Origin of the sequence: Bradyrhizobium monzae (assembly GCF_021458635.1) — a bacterium.
In the GTDB taxonomy this organism is placed as follows: Bacteria; Pseudomonadota; Alphaproteobacteria; order Rhizobiales; family Xanthobacteraceae; genus Bradyrhizobium.
On sequence record NZ_JAIRDQ010000007.1, the window covers coordinates 98,828 to 114,045 of the forward strand.

General features: G+C 64.4%; 14 protein-coding genes. 8 read left to right on the top strand and 6 right to left on the bottom strand.

The genetic code is table 11. The features are described 5' to 3' along the window. Positions 1-10: 10 nt before the first annotated feature. Positions 11-346 carry a hypothetical protein gene (locus tag K3F49_RS24815; RefSeq protein ID WP_234683800.1) on the bottom strand — a complete coding sequence of 112 codons (336 nt, stop codon included), beginning with the start codon at positions 344-346 and terminating at the stop codon, positions 11-13. Between K3F49_RS24815 and K3F49_RS24820 the strand changes: the two genes are divergently transcribed. Beyond that, complete coding sequence (locus tag K3F49_RS24820; protein WP_234683566.1) at positions 255-833, top strand: L,D-transpeptidase; 579 nt, start codon at positions 255-257, stop codon at positions 831-833. The two genes, K3F49_RS24815 and K3F49_RS24820, sit on opposite strands and share 92 nt — an antisense overlap. Before the next feature lie 88 nt (positions 834-921). Further along, on the top strand, positions 922-1,737 hold the full coding sequence (locus K3F49_RS24825) for a DUF2927 domain-containing protein (RefSeq protein ID WP_234683567.1): 816 nt from the start codon (positions 922-924) through the stop codon (positions 1,735-1,737). 137 nt (positions 1,738-1,874) lie between these two features. On the opposite strand, the gene K3F49_RS24830 is transcribed toward K3F49_RS24825, so the two are convergent. From K3F49_RS24830 to K3F49_RS24840, 3 genes are all read right to left on the bottom strand, one after another. After that, positions 1,875-2,153, bottom strand: a complete 279-nt coding sequence (locus tag K3F49_RS24830; protein WP_234683568.1) for a hypothetical protein — start codon at positions 2,151-2,153, stop codon at positions 1,875-1,877. 30 nt (positions 2,154-2,183) lie between these two features. Next, positions 2,184-3,317: a threonine synthase gene (locus tag K3F49_RS24835; RefSeq protein ID WP_234683781.1), complete on the bottom strand. Its 1,134-nt coding sequence runs from the start codon at positions 3,315-3,317 to the stop codon at positions 2,184-2,186. A 77-nt stretch (positions 3,318-3,394) separates the two neighbouring features. Then, positions 3,395-5,314, bottom strand: coding sequence for a tetratricopeptide repeat protein (locus K3F49_RS24840; protein WP_234683569.1), 1,920 nt, complete (start codon positions 5,312-5,314; stop codon positions 3,395-3,397). Between the two features lie 165 nt (positions 5,315-5,479). Between K3F49_RS24840 and K3F49_RS24845 the strand changes: the two genes are divergently transcribed. The 4 genes from K3F49_RS24845 (at position 5,480) to upp (ending at position 9,554) form a co-directional block, all read left to right on the top strand. After that, positions 5,480-5,992: a sigma-70 family RNA polymerase sigma factor gene (locus K3F49_RS24845; protein ID WP_234683570.1), complete on the top strand. Its 513-nt coding sequence runs from the start codon at positions 5,480-5,482 to the stop codon at positions 5,990-5,992. A gap of 263 nt (positions 5,993-6,255) precedes the next feature. After that, a complete protein-coding gene (locus K3F49_RS24850) occupies positions 6,256-7,512 on the top strand; it encodes a GTP cyclohydrolase II (protein WP_234683571.1) in 1,257 nt (418 codons plus the stop codon). Positions 7,513-7,519: 7 nt separating this feature from the next. Next, positions 7,520-8,758 (top strand): URC4/urg3 family protein, encoded by a 1,239-nt coding sequence (locus tag K3F49_RS24855; RefSeq protein WP_234683572.1) that lies wholly within the window; start codon positions 7,520-7,522, stop codon positions 8,756-8,758. Positions 8,759-8,924: 166 nt separating this feature from the next. Then, positions 8,925-9,554, top strand: a complete 630-nt coding sequence (gene upp / locus K3F49_RS24860; protein ID WP_234683573.1) for a uracil phosphoribosyltransferase — start codon at positions 8,925-8,927, stop codon at positions 9,552-9,554. 238 nt (positions 9,555-9,792) lie between these two features. Here upp and K3F49_RS24865 read toward each other — a convergent pair whose 3' ends face one another. Next, the gene (locus K3F49_RS24865) at positions 9,793-10,920 is read right to left on the bottom strand and encodes a M48 family metallopeptidase (protein ID WP_234683574.1); all 1,128 of its coding nucleotides are present in this window, start codon (positions 10,918-10,920) and stop codon (positions 9,793-9,795) included. 3 nt (positions 10,921-10,923) lie between these two features. After that, entirely contained in the window at positions 10,924-12,081 is a 1,158-nt protein-coding gene (locus K3F49_RS24870; protein ID WP_234683575.1) for a YjgN family protein, read from the bottom strand. 302 nt (positions 12,082-12,383) lie between these two features. Here K3F49_RS24870 and K3F49_RS24875 point away from each other — a divergent pair, with 302 nt between their 5' ends. Further along, a complete protein-coding gene (locus K3F49_RS24875; RefSeq protein ID WP_234683576.1) occupies positions 12,384-13,649 on the top strand; it encodes a cytochrome P450 in 1,266 nt (421 codons plus the stop codon). 155 nt (positions 13,650-13,804) lie between these two features. Continuing rightward, entirely contained in the window at positions 13,805-15,079 is a 1,275-nt protein-coding gene (locus tag K3F49_RS24880; protein WP_234683577.1) for a cytochrome P450, read from the top strand. The last annotated feature ends 139 nt before the right edge of the window (positions 15,080-15,218 follow it).

Sequence of the window (15,218 nt, forward strand, 5' to 3'; positions counted from 1 at the left end):
GCCGGCTTGGCTAACGCCCCGTTCCAATGAAATCGGACGGGGCATTAGATTCTTGTTTTGACGCGTTTTCTTCATGCGAACCGGCATCCACTTCGCTTGAAAATGCTCTAACGTTTTCCGGCAAATTGGCGTGGTTGCCGATTTGGTAACGCCAATCGCCGGCATGGCCTCCCTCACGGGGCCGTGGCTTGCGAAACGCCCGCAAATATGGCCTCTGGTTTTCGTTGAATCGATTTTTTTTGCTGGGGGAAACAATGATCCGGTTTTTTGCCGTGCCGATGACCGCAATGGCGCTCTTGCTGGCTGGCGCGGCCGACGCATCCGCGGCGGGGATGATGGACTTCACAGGCACCAGCTCCACCGGCTATCTCGGCGGCGGCGGCGCGAGCCCGATCCCCCGCACCACGGTCATGTACAACGGCAATTATGCCCCCGGCACGATCGTGGTGAACACCGCCGAGCGCCGGCTCTATCTGGTGCTCCAGAACGGCCAGGCGCTGCGCTACGGCATTGGCGTCGGCCGCGACGGCTTCCGCTGGGGCGGCGTGCACAAGATCACCGCCAAGAAGGAATGGCCGGAATGGACGCCGCCGTCGCAGATGATCGCCCGCCGGCCCGATTTGCCGCGCCATATGAAGGGCGGCATCGAGAACCCCCTCGGCGCGCGCGCGATGTATCTGGGATCGACGCTCTACCGCATCCACGGCTCCAACGAGCCGGAGACGATCGGCCAGGCGGTGTCCTCCGGCTGCTTCCGCATGACCAATGACGACGTCACCGACCTCTACGGCCGCGTCGGGGTCGGCACCACCGTGGTCGTGCTCAACAACTAGGCCGACAGGGAGCTGCGGCGGGAACCCGCGGGGCGCGTGAATTTGCGGACTTGTGCGCGGCTTGCGAATACGGCAGCGTTGCGCAGAGATGAGCGCATTGGTCCCGCCCTCGGCTGTCCTTCGCTTCGCCCTGCTGGCGTTTGCCGCGCTCACATGTGCGCCTGACACCGCACCCATGGCCATCGCCGGCGAGCTGCCCGCGATCGCCTCGCGCCAGCACGCCGAGAAGAAGAGCTTTACCGACGCCGAGATCGTCGACGGCTTTCTGAAGACCGCCTTCGGCGCCGAATATCACCTCGCCGGCCGTGTCGACCGTATCCGCAAGTTCGACGGGCCGGTGCGCGTGTTCGCCGAGAGCGACCGCGCCGACCGCAAGGCGCAGCTCGCGAAGGTCGTGGCCGACATCGGCACGCGCGTGCAGCATCTCGACATCGCCATGACCGACACGGCCGAGGCGGCGAATGTGCGGGTCAAGCTGGTGCGCGACCGCGACCTCTACCGCACCATTGCAAGCTTCTACGGCGCGGAGAAGGCGCGCGAGATCCGCACCTCGCTCGATCCGCAATGCCTGTCCGGCTTCCGCAAGAACGACAATTTCGAGATCGAGCATTCCGACGTCATCCTCACCGTCGACAATGGTGACTTCACCTTCCTCGATTGCGCCTATGAGGAGCTGCTGCAGTCGCTCGGCCCGATCAACGACACCGCGAGCGTGCCGTGGACGATGTTCAACGACAATGTGTCGATGGGCTATTTCGACGTCTACGACCAGTACATCCTCAACCTGCTCTACGATCCCCGCATCAAGCCCGGCATGACCGTGCTGGAGGTGAGGTCGGTGCTGCCGGAGGTGCTCGCCGACGTGCGGACGTGGGTGAAGCGGGTGAATGATTTGAGGGAGTGAGACGCTCCTAGCGGCAGCCAAACGGTTGGTCACCCGTTGAGGAGGCTCCTTGGGGATCGAAAGCGCCGCCGCTTGAGTACCTCTTAATGGCAGACGCCAGATCTCTACCGCCTGTACGCGACGATCCGGGCATCATGCTAATTGTGAATGCCGCGAGACATCAGTCCGGGTGCCTCATGATTAGAATACTGATAGGCGCTTCGATACTTCTTGTCGGCGTTGTAATCGCTGCCGAAGCGCAGAACTGCGGGCAATATCCGCCAGGACCTTTCCGCTTTCAGTGCAAGGCGGCGAGACATCCGGAAATAGTCGAGAAAAAGGAGACGTGTCGCGACGAGGCCCGTGCGATGGGTTTCTCCAAAGCTAAGAAGGACCCGGCATTTAAGGATTACGTCCACGCCTGCATGCACCGTCATTAGAGTGATCCGAGAACCAGCAGCCTTAGGCTAGTCGCGGCCCACGAGATCGGCGACGGTGGTCGCGGCCTTGAGCCCGGTGCCGGTGAGGACCGCGACCGTGGTCTCGCTCGCCTTGATGGTTCCGCTGGCAGCGAGTTTCTCCAGCGCCGCGGCCGCGCTGGCGCTGGTGGGTTCGGCGAACAGGCCTTGCCGCGCCAGACGACGAAGCGCGGCGACGATCTCGTCCTCGGTGAGCGCAACGGTGCCGCCGCCGCTTTCGCGCAACGCGCCGATGATCTCGCGCAGTCGCAGCGGCGTTTTGATCGCGGTGCCTTCGGCAATGGTTTTGTTGACCTCGCGCGCGACCGGCGTATCGACGCCGGCCTTGAAGCTGGCATCGATCGGCGAGCAGTTGAGCGGCTGGGCCGCGAACAGGCGCGGCAGTCTTGCTATCTGCCCCGCTTTCAACAACTCGCGAAAGCCGAAGGCGCAGCCGAGCAGGCTGCTGCCGGCACCGACGGGAACGATGACGTTATCGGGCGTCCGAAAACCGAGGTCTTCCCAGATTTCATAGGCGAGCGATTTTGTGCCCTCGAGGAAGAAGGGCTGCCAGTTGTGGCTGGCATAGAAAGTCTGGCTCGACTGCCTGATAGCCTCGGCCTCCGACTCCTCGCGCGGGCCCTCGACGAGCTGCACCTCGGCGCCGTAGGCGCGCACCTGCGCGATCTTGGCGGGCGAGGTCGAGGCCGGCGCCAAGATCTTCACACGCATGCCGCCGGCCGCACCGAGACCCGCCATCGATGAGCCACCATTGCCGGACGAATCCTCCAAAATGGCGTCGACGCCGATCTGCCGGAGGAACGACAGCATCACCGCCGAGCCGCGGTCCTTGAAGCTGCCGGTCGGATTGAACCATTCGAGCTTGAAGAACGGACGCAAATCGCCCCACCCCTGCTGCACCAGCGGCGTGCAGCCGGTGCCGAGCGAAATCGGATCCTTGATCTCCACCGGCAGCGCCGCCCGGTAGCGCCACAGCGATCGCGTACGGCCGTCAATGTCGTCGCGCGAAATTCCCGCGCCCGGCGTCACCAGCAGCGGCGTGCGCTCGTCAGAGCACCAGCGCGGCTCATGAAACGGATAGAGCTTTCCATTGCGGGGATCGATGTAGCTGGCGGCAGACATATTGGTGGCAGACATACTGGTGGTAGACATGGCGAACTCCGAGAACGAGGCCGGAGCGGTACGATATGTCTGATTGCCTAGGTTTTGCCTAGTCCGATGCGGTGCATGAGGCCCTCGAACCGCGCATCGCTGCGCAGCGGATCGAAGCCAGGCCGCAGCAGGATCGAGGGATTGAAGCGGGCATCATAGGCCTTGTCGAGCCAGTCGAGCGCGGCGTCGCGATCGCCGAGGCCTGCGTAGATCAGCGCGATGTTGGCTTGCGCCGACGGATAAACGTCGCCATGCGCCGCCATGTCGGCGGCGATCCTGACCGCGTCGTCCTTGCGGCCGGAGACGGCATAGGCGTAGGCGAGATTGGAATCGAACACGCTGCTGTGGCCGGAGATCTCGATCGCCTTGCGGAACTCGGCGATCGCCTCGTCGAAACTGCCGAGCTGCACCAGGGCCTGACCGAGCTCGTAATGGCCGACAGCAAATCGGGGATCGAGCTCGAGCGTCTTGCGGCTCTGCGCGACCGCCGCTTCGAAATCGCTGACGATGCAGAGGGCATCGGCGATGTCGGCGCCGATGATGAGGGAGAGCGGATCGAGGCTTTGCGCCTGGCCGAACTCTCGCAGCGCCTCGCTGGTCTTGCCGATCAGCATCAGATGCCAGGCGTACCAATGATGCGCCGTGGCATAGCTGGGGTTGAGGCGGATCGCGGCCTCGTATTCGGAAGCAGCGACATCCCAGTCCCAGCCGTACAGATCGAGCGCAAAGGCGAGCGAAGTGTGCGCCTCACCCAGCGTGCCGTCGAGCTCGAGCGCCTTGCTGGCCGCCGCCGTCGCCTTGGAGAAAGCTTCCGTGGTCGAGAGCACGCCGTACTCCCAATCGCCGGCGAGCGCATAGGCATCCGCAAGGCCGGAATGGGCCTCGGCGTAAGTGCGGTCGATCTCGATGGCCTGGCGGAAATATCTGATGGCGGCCCTGAGGCCGTCGCCAGTGCGCTTGTTCAGGAAGTAGCGGCCTTTCAGGTAATTTTCGTAAGCCAGCGGATCGATGCTGCGCGGCTTGTCGAAAGCGGCGCGCTCGCCATGATTCAGCGTGGCACGCACCTGCCCGGCCACGGCGCGGGCGACGCGGACCTGAAGCGTCAGCGCGTCGCGGACATCGCCCTCGTAACTGTCGGCCCAGACGCGGCTGTCGTCGCTCGCGTGAATCAGCTGGGCCGTGATCCGCACGCGCCCGGCCGCGCGCATCACGCTGCCTTCGATCACGGCGTCGACATTGAGCTCGCGCGCGATGGTCGCGAGCGATTTGTGCGCGCCCTTGTACGTCATCGTCGAGGTGCGCGAGATCACCCTGAGCGCATCGACCTTGCCGAGCTCTGTGATCAGCTCGCCGGTCATGCCGTCCGCGAAAAAATCCTGCGACGGATCTTCCGAGGTGTCGACGAGCGGCAGCACCGCGAGCGAATGGATCGCTTGCGCTCCCTGATGCCAGGGCGAGAGCCAGGCCAGAAGCGTTGCGGCCAGCAGCAGGATCAGGCCGATCGAGGCGAACAGGCCGTGCCGGCGCCCGACGACGGGCGTCTCAGGCACAGCCTCTGGCGCGGGCGGAGACGGATCGGGTTCGCGCGTGGTGCTCGCATCGACGATGACGGTAACGTCGGCGAGAAAACGATAACCGCGGCGGGCGACCGTTTCGACGAAACGCGGGCTCTCCGCGGAATCGCCCAGCGCCTCGCGTATCTTGCTCACGGCCTTGTTGAGCCCGTGATCGTAGTCGACCACCGTCTGCGGCCAGAGCAGCGCGCGGAGCTCTTCGCGCGTCACCAATTCGCCCGGCCGTTCCAGCAACGCCGAGAGCAATTGAAACGGCTGCTCCTGCAAACGCACCCGCCTGCCGTTCTTGACCAGCTCGCCACTGCGCGGATCGGCCTCGAACGCGCCGAACCTCGCACGCCTGGCGAATTGCGCCGCCGCGGGTCTCTCGATCAATTCCGGTTCTTGCAGCATGGCCGTCTCGAAACGTTGGGGATGTGGCATCGGAAGCCGATGATTTCACAGGGTTTCCCTGGGGATTGCGATTCCAGCGAAAGACCACGCGCCGTCCATTGAGGCCGGTTGCCGTGCGGGCGAAGAGAGCTGCGCACAACAACACGGGATCGCACGGGGCTAACAATGCAGAACGGTGTCAATCCGGGACGGGACGGCATGCCTATGCTCGACTCGGCTTATAATTTTGCGCGCTTCCTGAGCGGCGACGCGGAGGCCGCCGAGCACATCGTCCAGGCCGCGTTTCTCCGAACGGATGTCGACACGGGCGGGAGAGGCCGGACCCGATTGTTGAAGGGCGTGCGGAATTGCTATCGGACATGGCTGACCACCCGGCGGCGACGCGATCGGCAAAGTGAGGTATTCGCACACAAGCGGTTACCTGATGCGGTCGCCGCTTCCGTCCTCCGAACGGACGACCGTGCCGACAAAATTTCGGTAGCCGCCGATATCGATGCGACCGCAATTCGCTGCGCGATCGAGACCCTGCCGCGGCGCCTGCGCGAAATCCTGGTGCTGCGCGAGATCGACGCGCTGTCCTACCGGGAGATCGCCGAGGTGACGTCGCTGCCGACGGGCGAGGTCATGTCCCGATTGGCCTGCGCGCGACGCAGGCTTGCGGGCCCGGTCGGCCGTTAATTCGAAATATATAATTATATCAATATCTTAAATGAAGTCGACCGTCGTCAAATCGCCGAACCGCCGCGACCCCGCCATTTCCATCGGGCCTGCCAATCCCCATATTATCAGCAGAAAAGCGGCCCTGCCCGACCCGCACGATTAACTTGTCTGTCGTGGCCGGCCGCTACAATATGTTGGATTGCGTCGCCGGCCTCTGCCGGCAACGCCGCAGAGCCAGGCCCGTCCGAGCGGCGGGCCGTTGGCTTTTTGGGAGTTTGGCCATGAGCCGCGCGAACCGTACCGACCACATCCGCCTCACCTCGCACCCGGAGCCGGGCCGCAAGGCGGCCTTTCCGATTCACTGGGGCGCAGCCGATGCACGCGCTCGCGGGCCGATCATCGGCACGGTGTCGCGCGCGCAGGACCGCAACGTGATCGGCAGCCATGGCGGCTCCTATGCGATGTATCGCGCGCTCGCCGTCTCCGCGGGCGCGCTCGATCCGATCCGGCGTCCCGATCTCACCAACACGTTCCCGGCGGCGACCATCGGACCGTTCGAGCAGTGGCGCGATCCCGCCAAAATCGTCGCGCTCGACCCCTGGGGCCATCTGGTCGCCGAGAATTTCGGCAAGGACATCGCCGAGGGTGTCGATATCCGGCCGAGCATCGCGGTGACGCGCGCGCGGCTCGATCTGCCCGAAATCCGCGAGGCGCTCGCGGCCAAGCGATTGCGCGCCGACGGCGAGGTCGTGCACGCCAATGGCAGCGTCTCGGTGGTGAAGATCGCGATCGATCCGGTCTGGTATCTGCCCGGCCTTGCCGAACGCTTTGCGACCGGCGAGACCGAGCTGCGCCGCACCCTGTTCGAGCAGACCGCCGGCATGTTCCCCGAGCTCGTGACGCGGCCGGACCTGAAGGTGTTCCTGCCGCCGATCGGCGGCACCACGGTCTACATGTTCGGAGATGTGACAAAACTGCCGGACCATCGCACCAAGATCACATGCCGCGTGCATGACGAGTGCAACGGCTCCGACGTGTTCGGCTCCGATATCTGCACCTGCCGGCCCTACCTGATTCACGGCATCGAGGAATCCGCGCGCGGCGCGCAGGAGGGCGGGCTCGGGCTCGTCGTCTACAACCGCAAGGAAGGCCGCGCGCTCGGCGAGGTCACCAAATTCCTGGTCTACAATGCGCGCAAGCGCCAGGAGGACGGCGACGCGGCAGCGGCCTATTTCGAGCGCACCGAATGCGTCGCCGGCGTGCAGGACGCGCGCTTCCAGCAGCTGATGCCCGACACCATCCACTGGCTCGGCCTGAAGCGCATCGACCGCTTCCTGTCGATGAGCGACATGAAATACGACGCGCTGACCTCGCAAGGCATCGACATCGTCGAGCGCGTGCCGATCCCGCCGGAGCTAATCCCGGCCGACGCCTATGTCGAGATCGCCGCGAAGAAGGCCGCCGGCTACTACTCGACCGACATTGCACCCGAGAAGGACGTCGACGGCGTGGTCGGACGTTCGCTGGAAAAATACTGATCGATTGATGGCGGACGTTTTGGAACGAGAGGCACGCGCGCTGCTCACCGCAAAGGCGGTTCGCGCGCGCGCCGGGCAAATGCTCGAGATCGGCCTGCGCAACGGGCTCACACATTTCACCATTGATCTCGATCGCATGGATGGCGTCGCGGACGCCGTGCTGGCTGTCACGCGAAAAGCCTATCCGACACTCGACATTCCGTTCCATGCGCGGTGGCGGCATTTTGTGTTCGGCGGCGTCGACCGCTGGGCGCAGCTGGCTGACGCGGCGCCGTGGCCTGATCGCACGGCACGGGCGCGCGCGGAGTTCGACCTCGCCATTGTCAGCGTGCTGCTCGATGCCGGCGCAGGCGCTGCGTGGCGCTATCGCGACGCTGTGACGGGGCGAGATATCGGCCGATCCGAGGGGCTTGCGATCGCGAGCCTCGACATGTTTGCCGGCGGCCTCTTTTCGCGTGACGCGCGCGCACCCTTCAGGGTCAATGCGGACGTGATCGAAAAACTGCCGCTAGCTGCGCTCAATTCCGCCTTCCAGGCGGGCGAGGCCAATCCGCTGCTCGGCCTCGAGGGACGTACCGATCTGCTGCGGCGCCTCGGCAAGCAGGTTGCGGCGCGCGCCGATGTCTTCGGCATGCACGACACGCCACGACCGGGCGGCCTGTTCGATCATATCGCCGCGCAGGCAACGAACGGCGCCATTCCTGCGCCCGTGATCCTCTCCGCGGTGCTGAACCAGCTCGGGCCGATCTGGCCGTCGCGGATCGAGCTCGCAGGTGTGCCGCTCGGCGATTGCTGGCGTCATCCTGCGATCAAGGCGGATGATGCGACCGGCGGCCTCGTGCCGCTGCACAAGCTGTCGCAATGGCTGAGCTATTCGCTGATAGAACCGCTCCAGTGCGCCGGATTTGATGTCACCGACATCGACGGCCTGACCGGGCTTGCCGAATACCGCAATGGCGGCCTGTTCGTCGATCACGAGGTGCTGCGCCTGCGCGATGCCGCGGATGCCGATCGCGCGCACGCGGTCGACTCGCTGCTCGTGGTGGAGTGGCGCGCGCTGACGGTCGCCTTGCTGGATCGCGTTGCCGAACTTGTTCGCGCCAAGCTCGGCCGCACGCCGGAGTCCCTGCCGCTCGCCAGCATCCTGGAAGGCGGCACCTGGGCCGCCGGCCGCGAGATCGCGTTTTCGCGTCGTCCCGATGGTTCACCGCCGCTCAAGGTCATCAGCGACGGCACTGTTTTCTAGACCCTCTCCCCTTGTGGGAGAGGGTGCCTCGCGCAAGCGAGGCGGGCGAGGGGTATGTCTCCGCGGGCACATCTCTCATTTGAGTTCGCGGAGACGACCCCTCATCCGGCGCTTCGCGCCACCTTCTCCCACAGGGGGAGAAGGGAAGAAGCAAGAGCATCCGATCATGGAAGGCGTCACGATCGTCGATCATCCGCTGGTGCAGCACAAGCTGACCTTGGTGCGCGACAAATCGATCTCGACAAAGTCGTTCCGCGAGCTGATCAAGGAGATCGGCATGTTGCTCTGCTACGAGGTGACGCGCGACCTGCCGCTCGCCGACACCGTGATCGAGACGCCGCTGGCGACGATGCACTCGGCCAAGATCGCCGGCAAGAAGCTGGTGTTCGTGCCGATGCTGCGCGCCGGCACGACCTTCGTCGACGGCATGATGGACCTGGTGCCGACCGCGCGCGTCGCCCATATCGGCCTCTACCGCGAGCCCCAGAGCTTTGCCGCGGTCGAGTACTTCTTCAAGTCGCCATCCGATCTCAGCGAGCGCCTCGCGATCGTGGTGACGCCTGTCGTCGCGACCGCCAACACGGCCGTGGCCGCGATCGACCGGCTGAAAGAGCGCGGCGCCAAGGACATTCGCCTCGCCTGCCTGATTGCAGCGCCGGAGGGCCTCGAGCGCCTGCGCGGCTTGCATCCAGACGTGCATATCTGGACCGCCGCGGTGGATGAAGGCCTCGACGAGAACGGCTTTATCCTGCCGGGCCTCGGCGACGCCGGCGACCGCGCCTATGGGACGCGATAGTCCAGAGCACAATAAAGTTGAGCCGAGGCCAAGCGCATCGCTCTCTCCGTTCCCTCCCCCCTTGCGCGGGAGGGGCAGGGAGGGGGGTGCCACACGGGGATTCTACCCCTCGCGCACTCGTCCTCAGTGCATCATCAACAATTGGCACCTTTTCCTGGGCTACCCCCTAGCCCTCCCCCACAAGGGGGGAGGGAACGCACTTCGGTCGAGGCGCGCCTCGAATCTCACCCCATCCCGCTCAAATCTTCCCGCTGCCGCAGATTCCTTTCAGCGCCTGCCACTCCTTGTCAGTGAGCAGCGGCGGGCCGCTGGCGGGGCGGTCTTCCTTTGTCATGCGCGCGAGGCGGTCCTCGGTGAGCGGATGGCTCGCTAGGATGGTGAAGCCCGATCCGCCTTCCTTGCCGGTGATGCGGAACATCAACTCGGCCGCGGGCTTGGGCGAGCGGCCGAGCTTGTGCATGATGTCGATCGCGAAGGTGTCGGCATTGGTCTCGGCCTCGCGCGAATAGGAGGCTTCGACCAGGCTGCGCGAGGCGAAGATCACGGCGGACGAGCCGGTAACGTCGCCGAACAACAGGCCGATCAGGAACGAAGTGCCGCCGTTGTAGATCAGGCCGCGCATGTTGTCGTGATGCTTGAGATGGCCGAGCTCGTGGGCGAGGATGCCGGCGATCTCGTCCGGACTATCGGCCTTGTCGAGCAGGGCGTTGAGCACGAAGACCTTGCCCCCCGGCAGCGCGAACGCATTCGGCACCGAGCTCGGCAGCACGCCGGCCGTCATGTCGTCGTCGAGCCCGGCAGCGTCGCGCAGGCGGTTGACGAGCTTGGCGAAGGCCGCCTGGCCAGCCGGATCGCTGCAGGACTCGCGGCCGAAGATGGTCTTCACCTGAACCTCGGACGCATCGCCGAGCCGCCGCTCGATCGGTTTCGGCACCAGCGGCGCCAGGCGATCCGCGGCGAGCGGCACGCCGAACAGCACGACGCAGACGATGGAGACGGCGGCGGCAACCGACCAGCCGACGATTTTTGCGACACCACGGCTGGTGGTCTGGTGCTCGTCGAGACGGACGCAGCGGGCGACGAGATCAGCCGAGAAAGCGGCATCACGGATCTCGAGCCGCGCCAGCGGCGGCGCGGACGTCGCGGTCAAGCGCAGGATGCCGGCCGGACTGTCGGCACGACGGATTTCGTCATAGTCCCAGTGCACGACGGGCGTGCCCGCCTGCATGTCGCTCAGTTCGGCGATGTCAAGCGCGTCACCCAGTGTCAGCATGACCTGCCGCCGGCGGCTCGATAGTCCGTCGAAGAAGATCGCCGGTTGTCCGGGCTTGGTCTCGACGCCGGGTTCAGCGGTCACATCACTCACGATCTAGAATCCTGCGACATCGAGCCCATCGGCGAAGCCCTCACCGAGCGCGCTGGCCAGCTCGCCGCTGGCGCGGACATCGGCTGCGGCTCCAATGTCGTGCACAGTGACGGTTTCCAGCACCTTGGCCCAGAGATCGCGCTGGAGATAGACGCGCATGATGATGTTGATGGCAAGCGCAAGCGCGAAATAGCCGATCACCATCATCACAAGCATCGGGATGCTCTTGGCTGCGTGGTCCGGCCCGAACACCTGCTCAGCCGGCACGCCGCTCAGCTTGACGACGAGCAGGGTGGCACCGCCGATGTAGAGGCCGAACAGGGTCGAGAGCAGCAGCCACCATCCGACCATCTTCCAGTAAAGGCCGTAGAATGCATTGTGCGGCAGATCCGAGGACAGGCTGACGCCGCCGATGCGGATGCCGTTGAGCCACCAGCGCCATTCGCGCGCCTTGAACTCGGCATAGAGGAACGGCGCGAGCGGAAAGATGATGACCGCGATCGGCGTGAGCAGCCACAACCACCAGCCACGCTTGAAAAAGGTCCAGCCGTCGCCTTCGAAGCCGCCCTGCAGATCGCCGAAATACGTGTGCCGCATCTTGTAGCGCTCCAGCGATGCCTCGCGCCACGGAAGCGCCAGGCCGAGCGTCAGGAACACCAGCAGTCCCCATAGCATCGCGCGGAACGAATAGGCCCAGCCGGAGCCGTCCATCCAGAAGCGCACACCGCGCCAGACCGTGCGGGTCAAACGGTAACGTCGTGCGCGAAAAATCGCGAACTGGCCGAAGGCATAGAAGGAAATGAACAGCGGTGTCGAGGCAAAGCCCTGCCAGCGCTCGAACTCGATACCGACGAGGAAATAGCCGAGATAGATCGGCACCAGGATCGCGAGCGCGAACAGGAAGCCGACCAGGAGCTCCTTGGCGCGGCCGGTATATTCGGCGGCGTCGCCGTCGATCGCGGTGTTCGACCACAAATGGCGGCGGATGTCGGTGACGAGCCAGAACCGGTAGAAGCCGAAGGTGACGAGCTCCAGCATGGCACCCTTGGTGACCATCTTGCGGAACTCGGTGCGATTGCCGGTGAAGTCGACCCGCGAGGGCGGCAGCGGCGGCGGGACCGCTTCGGAGGGACCGACGGGGGTCCATTGCATGTCGTTCACGGCAGCAACCTCGGGATGCGGATCTGATCCGGGCAAACTATAGATCAGAGGTTGGTCGATCCCCAAGACGGGCGGGTTCGATTTACCTCCGTTTCGGGCGATTTCTCGCACGATTCCGCTGACTGAGGCGTGCGCGAGGTCACGTTCACGCACGAACGTAACGGCATCCCGGCGCTCTCGCAAAAGTTGGATGCGGCAAAACTCTCCCTTGCTCCGGCGCAGACAACGCGCTGTAATTGCAGGCCAAATACCGCAGCGCAGAATTCAATAAAATCGCGCGGTTCATGCCAGGGAGAGCGGTCATGCACGGGACCATGGAGAGCGCGACAAAGATCGACGCATTGCGCGAGCGCGCGTCGTCGCTTCCGCTGGAGCAATACGATCCCGGCGACCCCGAATTGTTCAGGACGGATACGTTCTGGGCCTATTTCGACCGGCTGCGCCGCGAAGATCCGGTGCACTATTGCAAGGACTCGATGTTCGGACCGTACTGGTCGGTGACGCGCTACAACGACATCATGGAGATCGAGACCAACCATTCGGTGTTCTCCTCGGCCTCCTCGCTCGGCGGCATCACCATCCGCGACATCGATCCCGACCTGCGCCGCGAGAGCTTCATCTCGATGGATCCGCCGCGCCATGCCGCGCAACGCAAGACCGTGGCGCCGATGTTCACGCCGACGCATCTGGACAATCTCGCGCTCAACATCCGCAAACGCTCGGCCGAATGCCTGGACAATCTGCCGCGCGGTGAAGTGTTCGACTGGGTCGACCAGGTCTCGATCGAGCTCACCACGCAGATGCTCGCGGTGCTGTTCGACTTCCCCTGGGAAGACCGCCGCAAGCTGACGCGCTGGTCGGATATCGCCACCACCATTCCCGGCCCCGACGGCCTGGTCGCCACCGAAGACGAACGGCAGGCCGAGCTTGCGGAATGTGCCGGCTATTTCGCGCGGCTGTGGAAGGAGCGCATCGAGCAGCCGCCGAAGAGCGACCTGCTCTCGATGATGGCGCACGGCGCCGCGACCCGCGACATGGACGCGCGGAACTTCCTCGGCAATCTCATCCTTTTGATCGTCGGCGGCAACGACACCACCCGCAACACCATGTCGGGCTCGCTTCTCGCGCTGAGCCAGCATCCGGAGCAATACCGCAAGCTGCGCGAAAACCCCGCGCTGCTCGACAGCTTCGTGCCCGAAGTGATCCGCTGGCAGACGCCGCTGGCGCATATGCGCCGCACCGCGCTCGCCGATTTCGAGTTCCGCGGCAAGCAGATCAAGAAAGGTGACAAGGTCGTGATGTGGTACGTCTCGGGCAACCGTGACGAAGAGGCGATCGAGAAGCCCTACGACTTCATCATAGACCGCGCCCGGCCCCGCACCCACCTCTCCTTCGGCTTCGGCATCCACCGCTGCGTCGGATTGCGGCTTGCCGAACTCCAACTCAAGATTATCTGGGAGGAGATCCTGAAGCGATTCGACCATATCGACGTGGTCGGCGAACCGAAGCGGGTGTATTCGAGCTTCGTGAAGGGTTTGGAAACGTTGCCGGTCAAGATTGCGGCGTGACCGCTGATTCTCCCTCCCCCGCTTGCGGGGGAGGGCTGGGGAGAGGGTATCTCCGCGGGCAAGAACCCCAAGAGGATAGAGACCTCACCCGGCGCTAAGCGCCGACCTCTCCCGCAAGCGGGAGAGGTTAAGCAGAACCACTGGAGCACGCCACGATGAACATTCAGACCCCGGTCAAGGCCGACAAGGCCGAACGCATGCGGCGCGCGCGCGAGGAAGCCTATGCGACGCCGCTGAAGAATTTTCATCCGGGCGCGCCGCGGCTGTTCCAGGACGACACGCTGTGGCCGTGGTTCGAGCGGCTGCGCAAGGAAGAACCGGTGCATTACTGCACCAACGCGCCGATCGACCCGTACTGGTCGGTGGTGAAATACAACGACATCATGCATGTCGACACCAATCACGGCCTGTTTTCCTCGGACTCAACGCTCGGCGGCATCGGGATCCGTGACGTGCCACCCGGCTACGACTGGCCGAGCTTCATCGCGATGGACCAGCCCAGGCACTCGTCGCAGCGCAAGACGGTGTCGCCGATGTTCACGCCGACGCATCTGGACGAGCTCGCAAAGCTGATCCGCCAACGCTCGCAGACCGTGCTGGACAATCTGCCGCGCAACGAGACCTTCAATTTCGTCGAACGGGTCTCGATCGAGTTGACGACGCAGATGCTGGCGACCCTGTTCGACTTTCCCTGGGAGGAGCGACGCAAGCTGACGCGCTGGTCGGACGTCGCGACCGCACTGCCCAAGAGCGGCATCGTCGAATCCGCAGAAGAGCGCCGCCGCGAGATGGACGAGTGCTACGCCTACATGTCGAAGCTGTGGAACGAGCGCGTCAACTCGGCGCCGCGCAACGATTTGCTGTCGCTGATGGCGCATAGCGACGCCACGCGCTTCATGGACCCCGACAATTTGATGGGCAACATCATCCTGCTCATCGTCGGCGGCAACGACACCACGCGCAACACCATGACCGGCTCGGTGTTGGCGCTGAACGAGAATCCCGAACAGTACGACAAGCTGCGCGCCAACCCGGCGCTGATCGACACCATGGTGCCAGAGGTGATCCGCTGGCAGACCCCACTGGCGCATATGCGCCGCACCGCGCTTGCCGATACCGAGATCGGCGGCAAGCACATCAAGAAGGGCGACCGCGTCGTGATGTGGTACGTCTCGGGCAACCGCGACGAGGAGATGATCGAGCAGCCGAACGACTTCATCATCGATCGCGCACGGCCGCGCACCCACCTCTCCTTCGGCTTCGGCATCCACCGCTGCGTCGGCATGCGGCTTGCCGAATTGCAGTTGCGGATCGTCTGGGAGGAGATGCTGAAGCGGTTCGACCGCATCGAGGTGGTCGGCGAGCCGAAGCGGATCTATTCGAGTTTCATCAAGGGATATGAGTCGCTGCCGGTGAGGATACCGGGGTAGACCCTATCCTCCGTCATTGCGAGCGCAGCGAAGCAATCCAGACTGTCACCGCGGAAAGAACCCTGGATTGCTTCGCTGCGCTCGCAATGACGAGAGCTTGAATGCGTGTGCGCGTCACAGCTGCCTAGGCGACCGCTGC

What these genes read in the sequence shown, in the direction of transcription:
- K3F49_RS24820 (WP_234683566.1), top strand. Translation starts at nt 255, where the DNA reads ATGATCCGGTTTTTTGCCGTGCCGATGACCGCAATGGCGCTCTTGCTG.
- K3F49_RS24825 (WP_234683567.1), top strand. Translation starts at nt 922, where the DNA reads ATGAGCGCATTGGTCCCGCCCTCGGCTGTCCTTCGCTTCGCCCTGCTG.
- K3F49_RS24830 (WP_234683568.1), bottom strand. Translation starts at nt 2,153, where the DNA reads ATGACGGTGCATGCAGGCGTGGACGTAATCCTTAAATGCCGGGTCCTT.
- K3F49_RS24835 (WP_234683781.1), bottom strand. Translation starts at nt 3,317, where the DNA reads ATGTCTGCCGCCAGCTACATCGATCCCCGCAATGGAAAGCTCTATCCG.
- K3F49_RS24840 (WP_234683569.1), bottom strand. Translation starts at nt 5,314, where the DNA reads ATGCTGCAAGAACCGGAATTGATCGAGAGACCCGCGGCGGCGCAATTC.
- K3F49_RS24845 (WP_234683570.1), top strand. Translation starts at nt 5,480, where the DNA reads ATGCAGAACGGTGTCAATCCGGGACGGGACGGCATGCCTATGCTCGAC.
- K3F49_RS24850 (WP_234683571.1), top strand. Translation starts at nt 6,256, where the DNA reads ATGAGCCGCGCGAACCGTACCGACCACATCCGCCTCACCTCGCACCCG.
- K3F49_RS24855 (WP_234683572.1), top strand. Translation starts at nt 7,520, where the DNA reads ATGGCGGACGTTTTGGAACGAGAGGCACGCGCGCTGCTCACCGCAAAG.
- upp (WP_234683573.1), top strand. Translation starts at nt 8,925, where the DNA reads ATGGAAGGCGTCACGATCGTCGATCATCCGCTGGTGCAGCACAAGCTG.
- K3F49_RS24875 (WP_234683576.1), top strand. Translation starts at nt 12,384, where the DNA reads ATGCACGGGACCATGGAGAGCGCGACAAAGATCGACGCATTGCGCGAG.
- K3F49_RS24880 (WP_234683577.1), top strand. Translation starts at nt 13,805, where the DNA reads ATGAACATTCAGACCCCGGTCAAGGCCGACAAGGCCGAACGCATGCGG.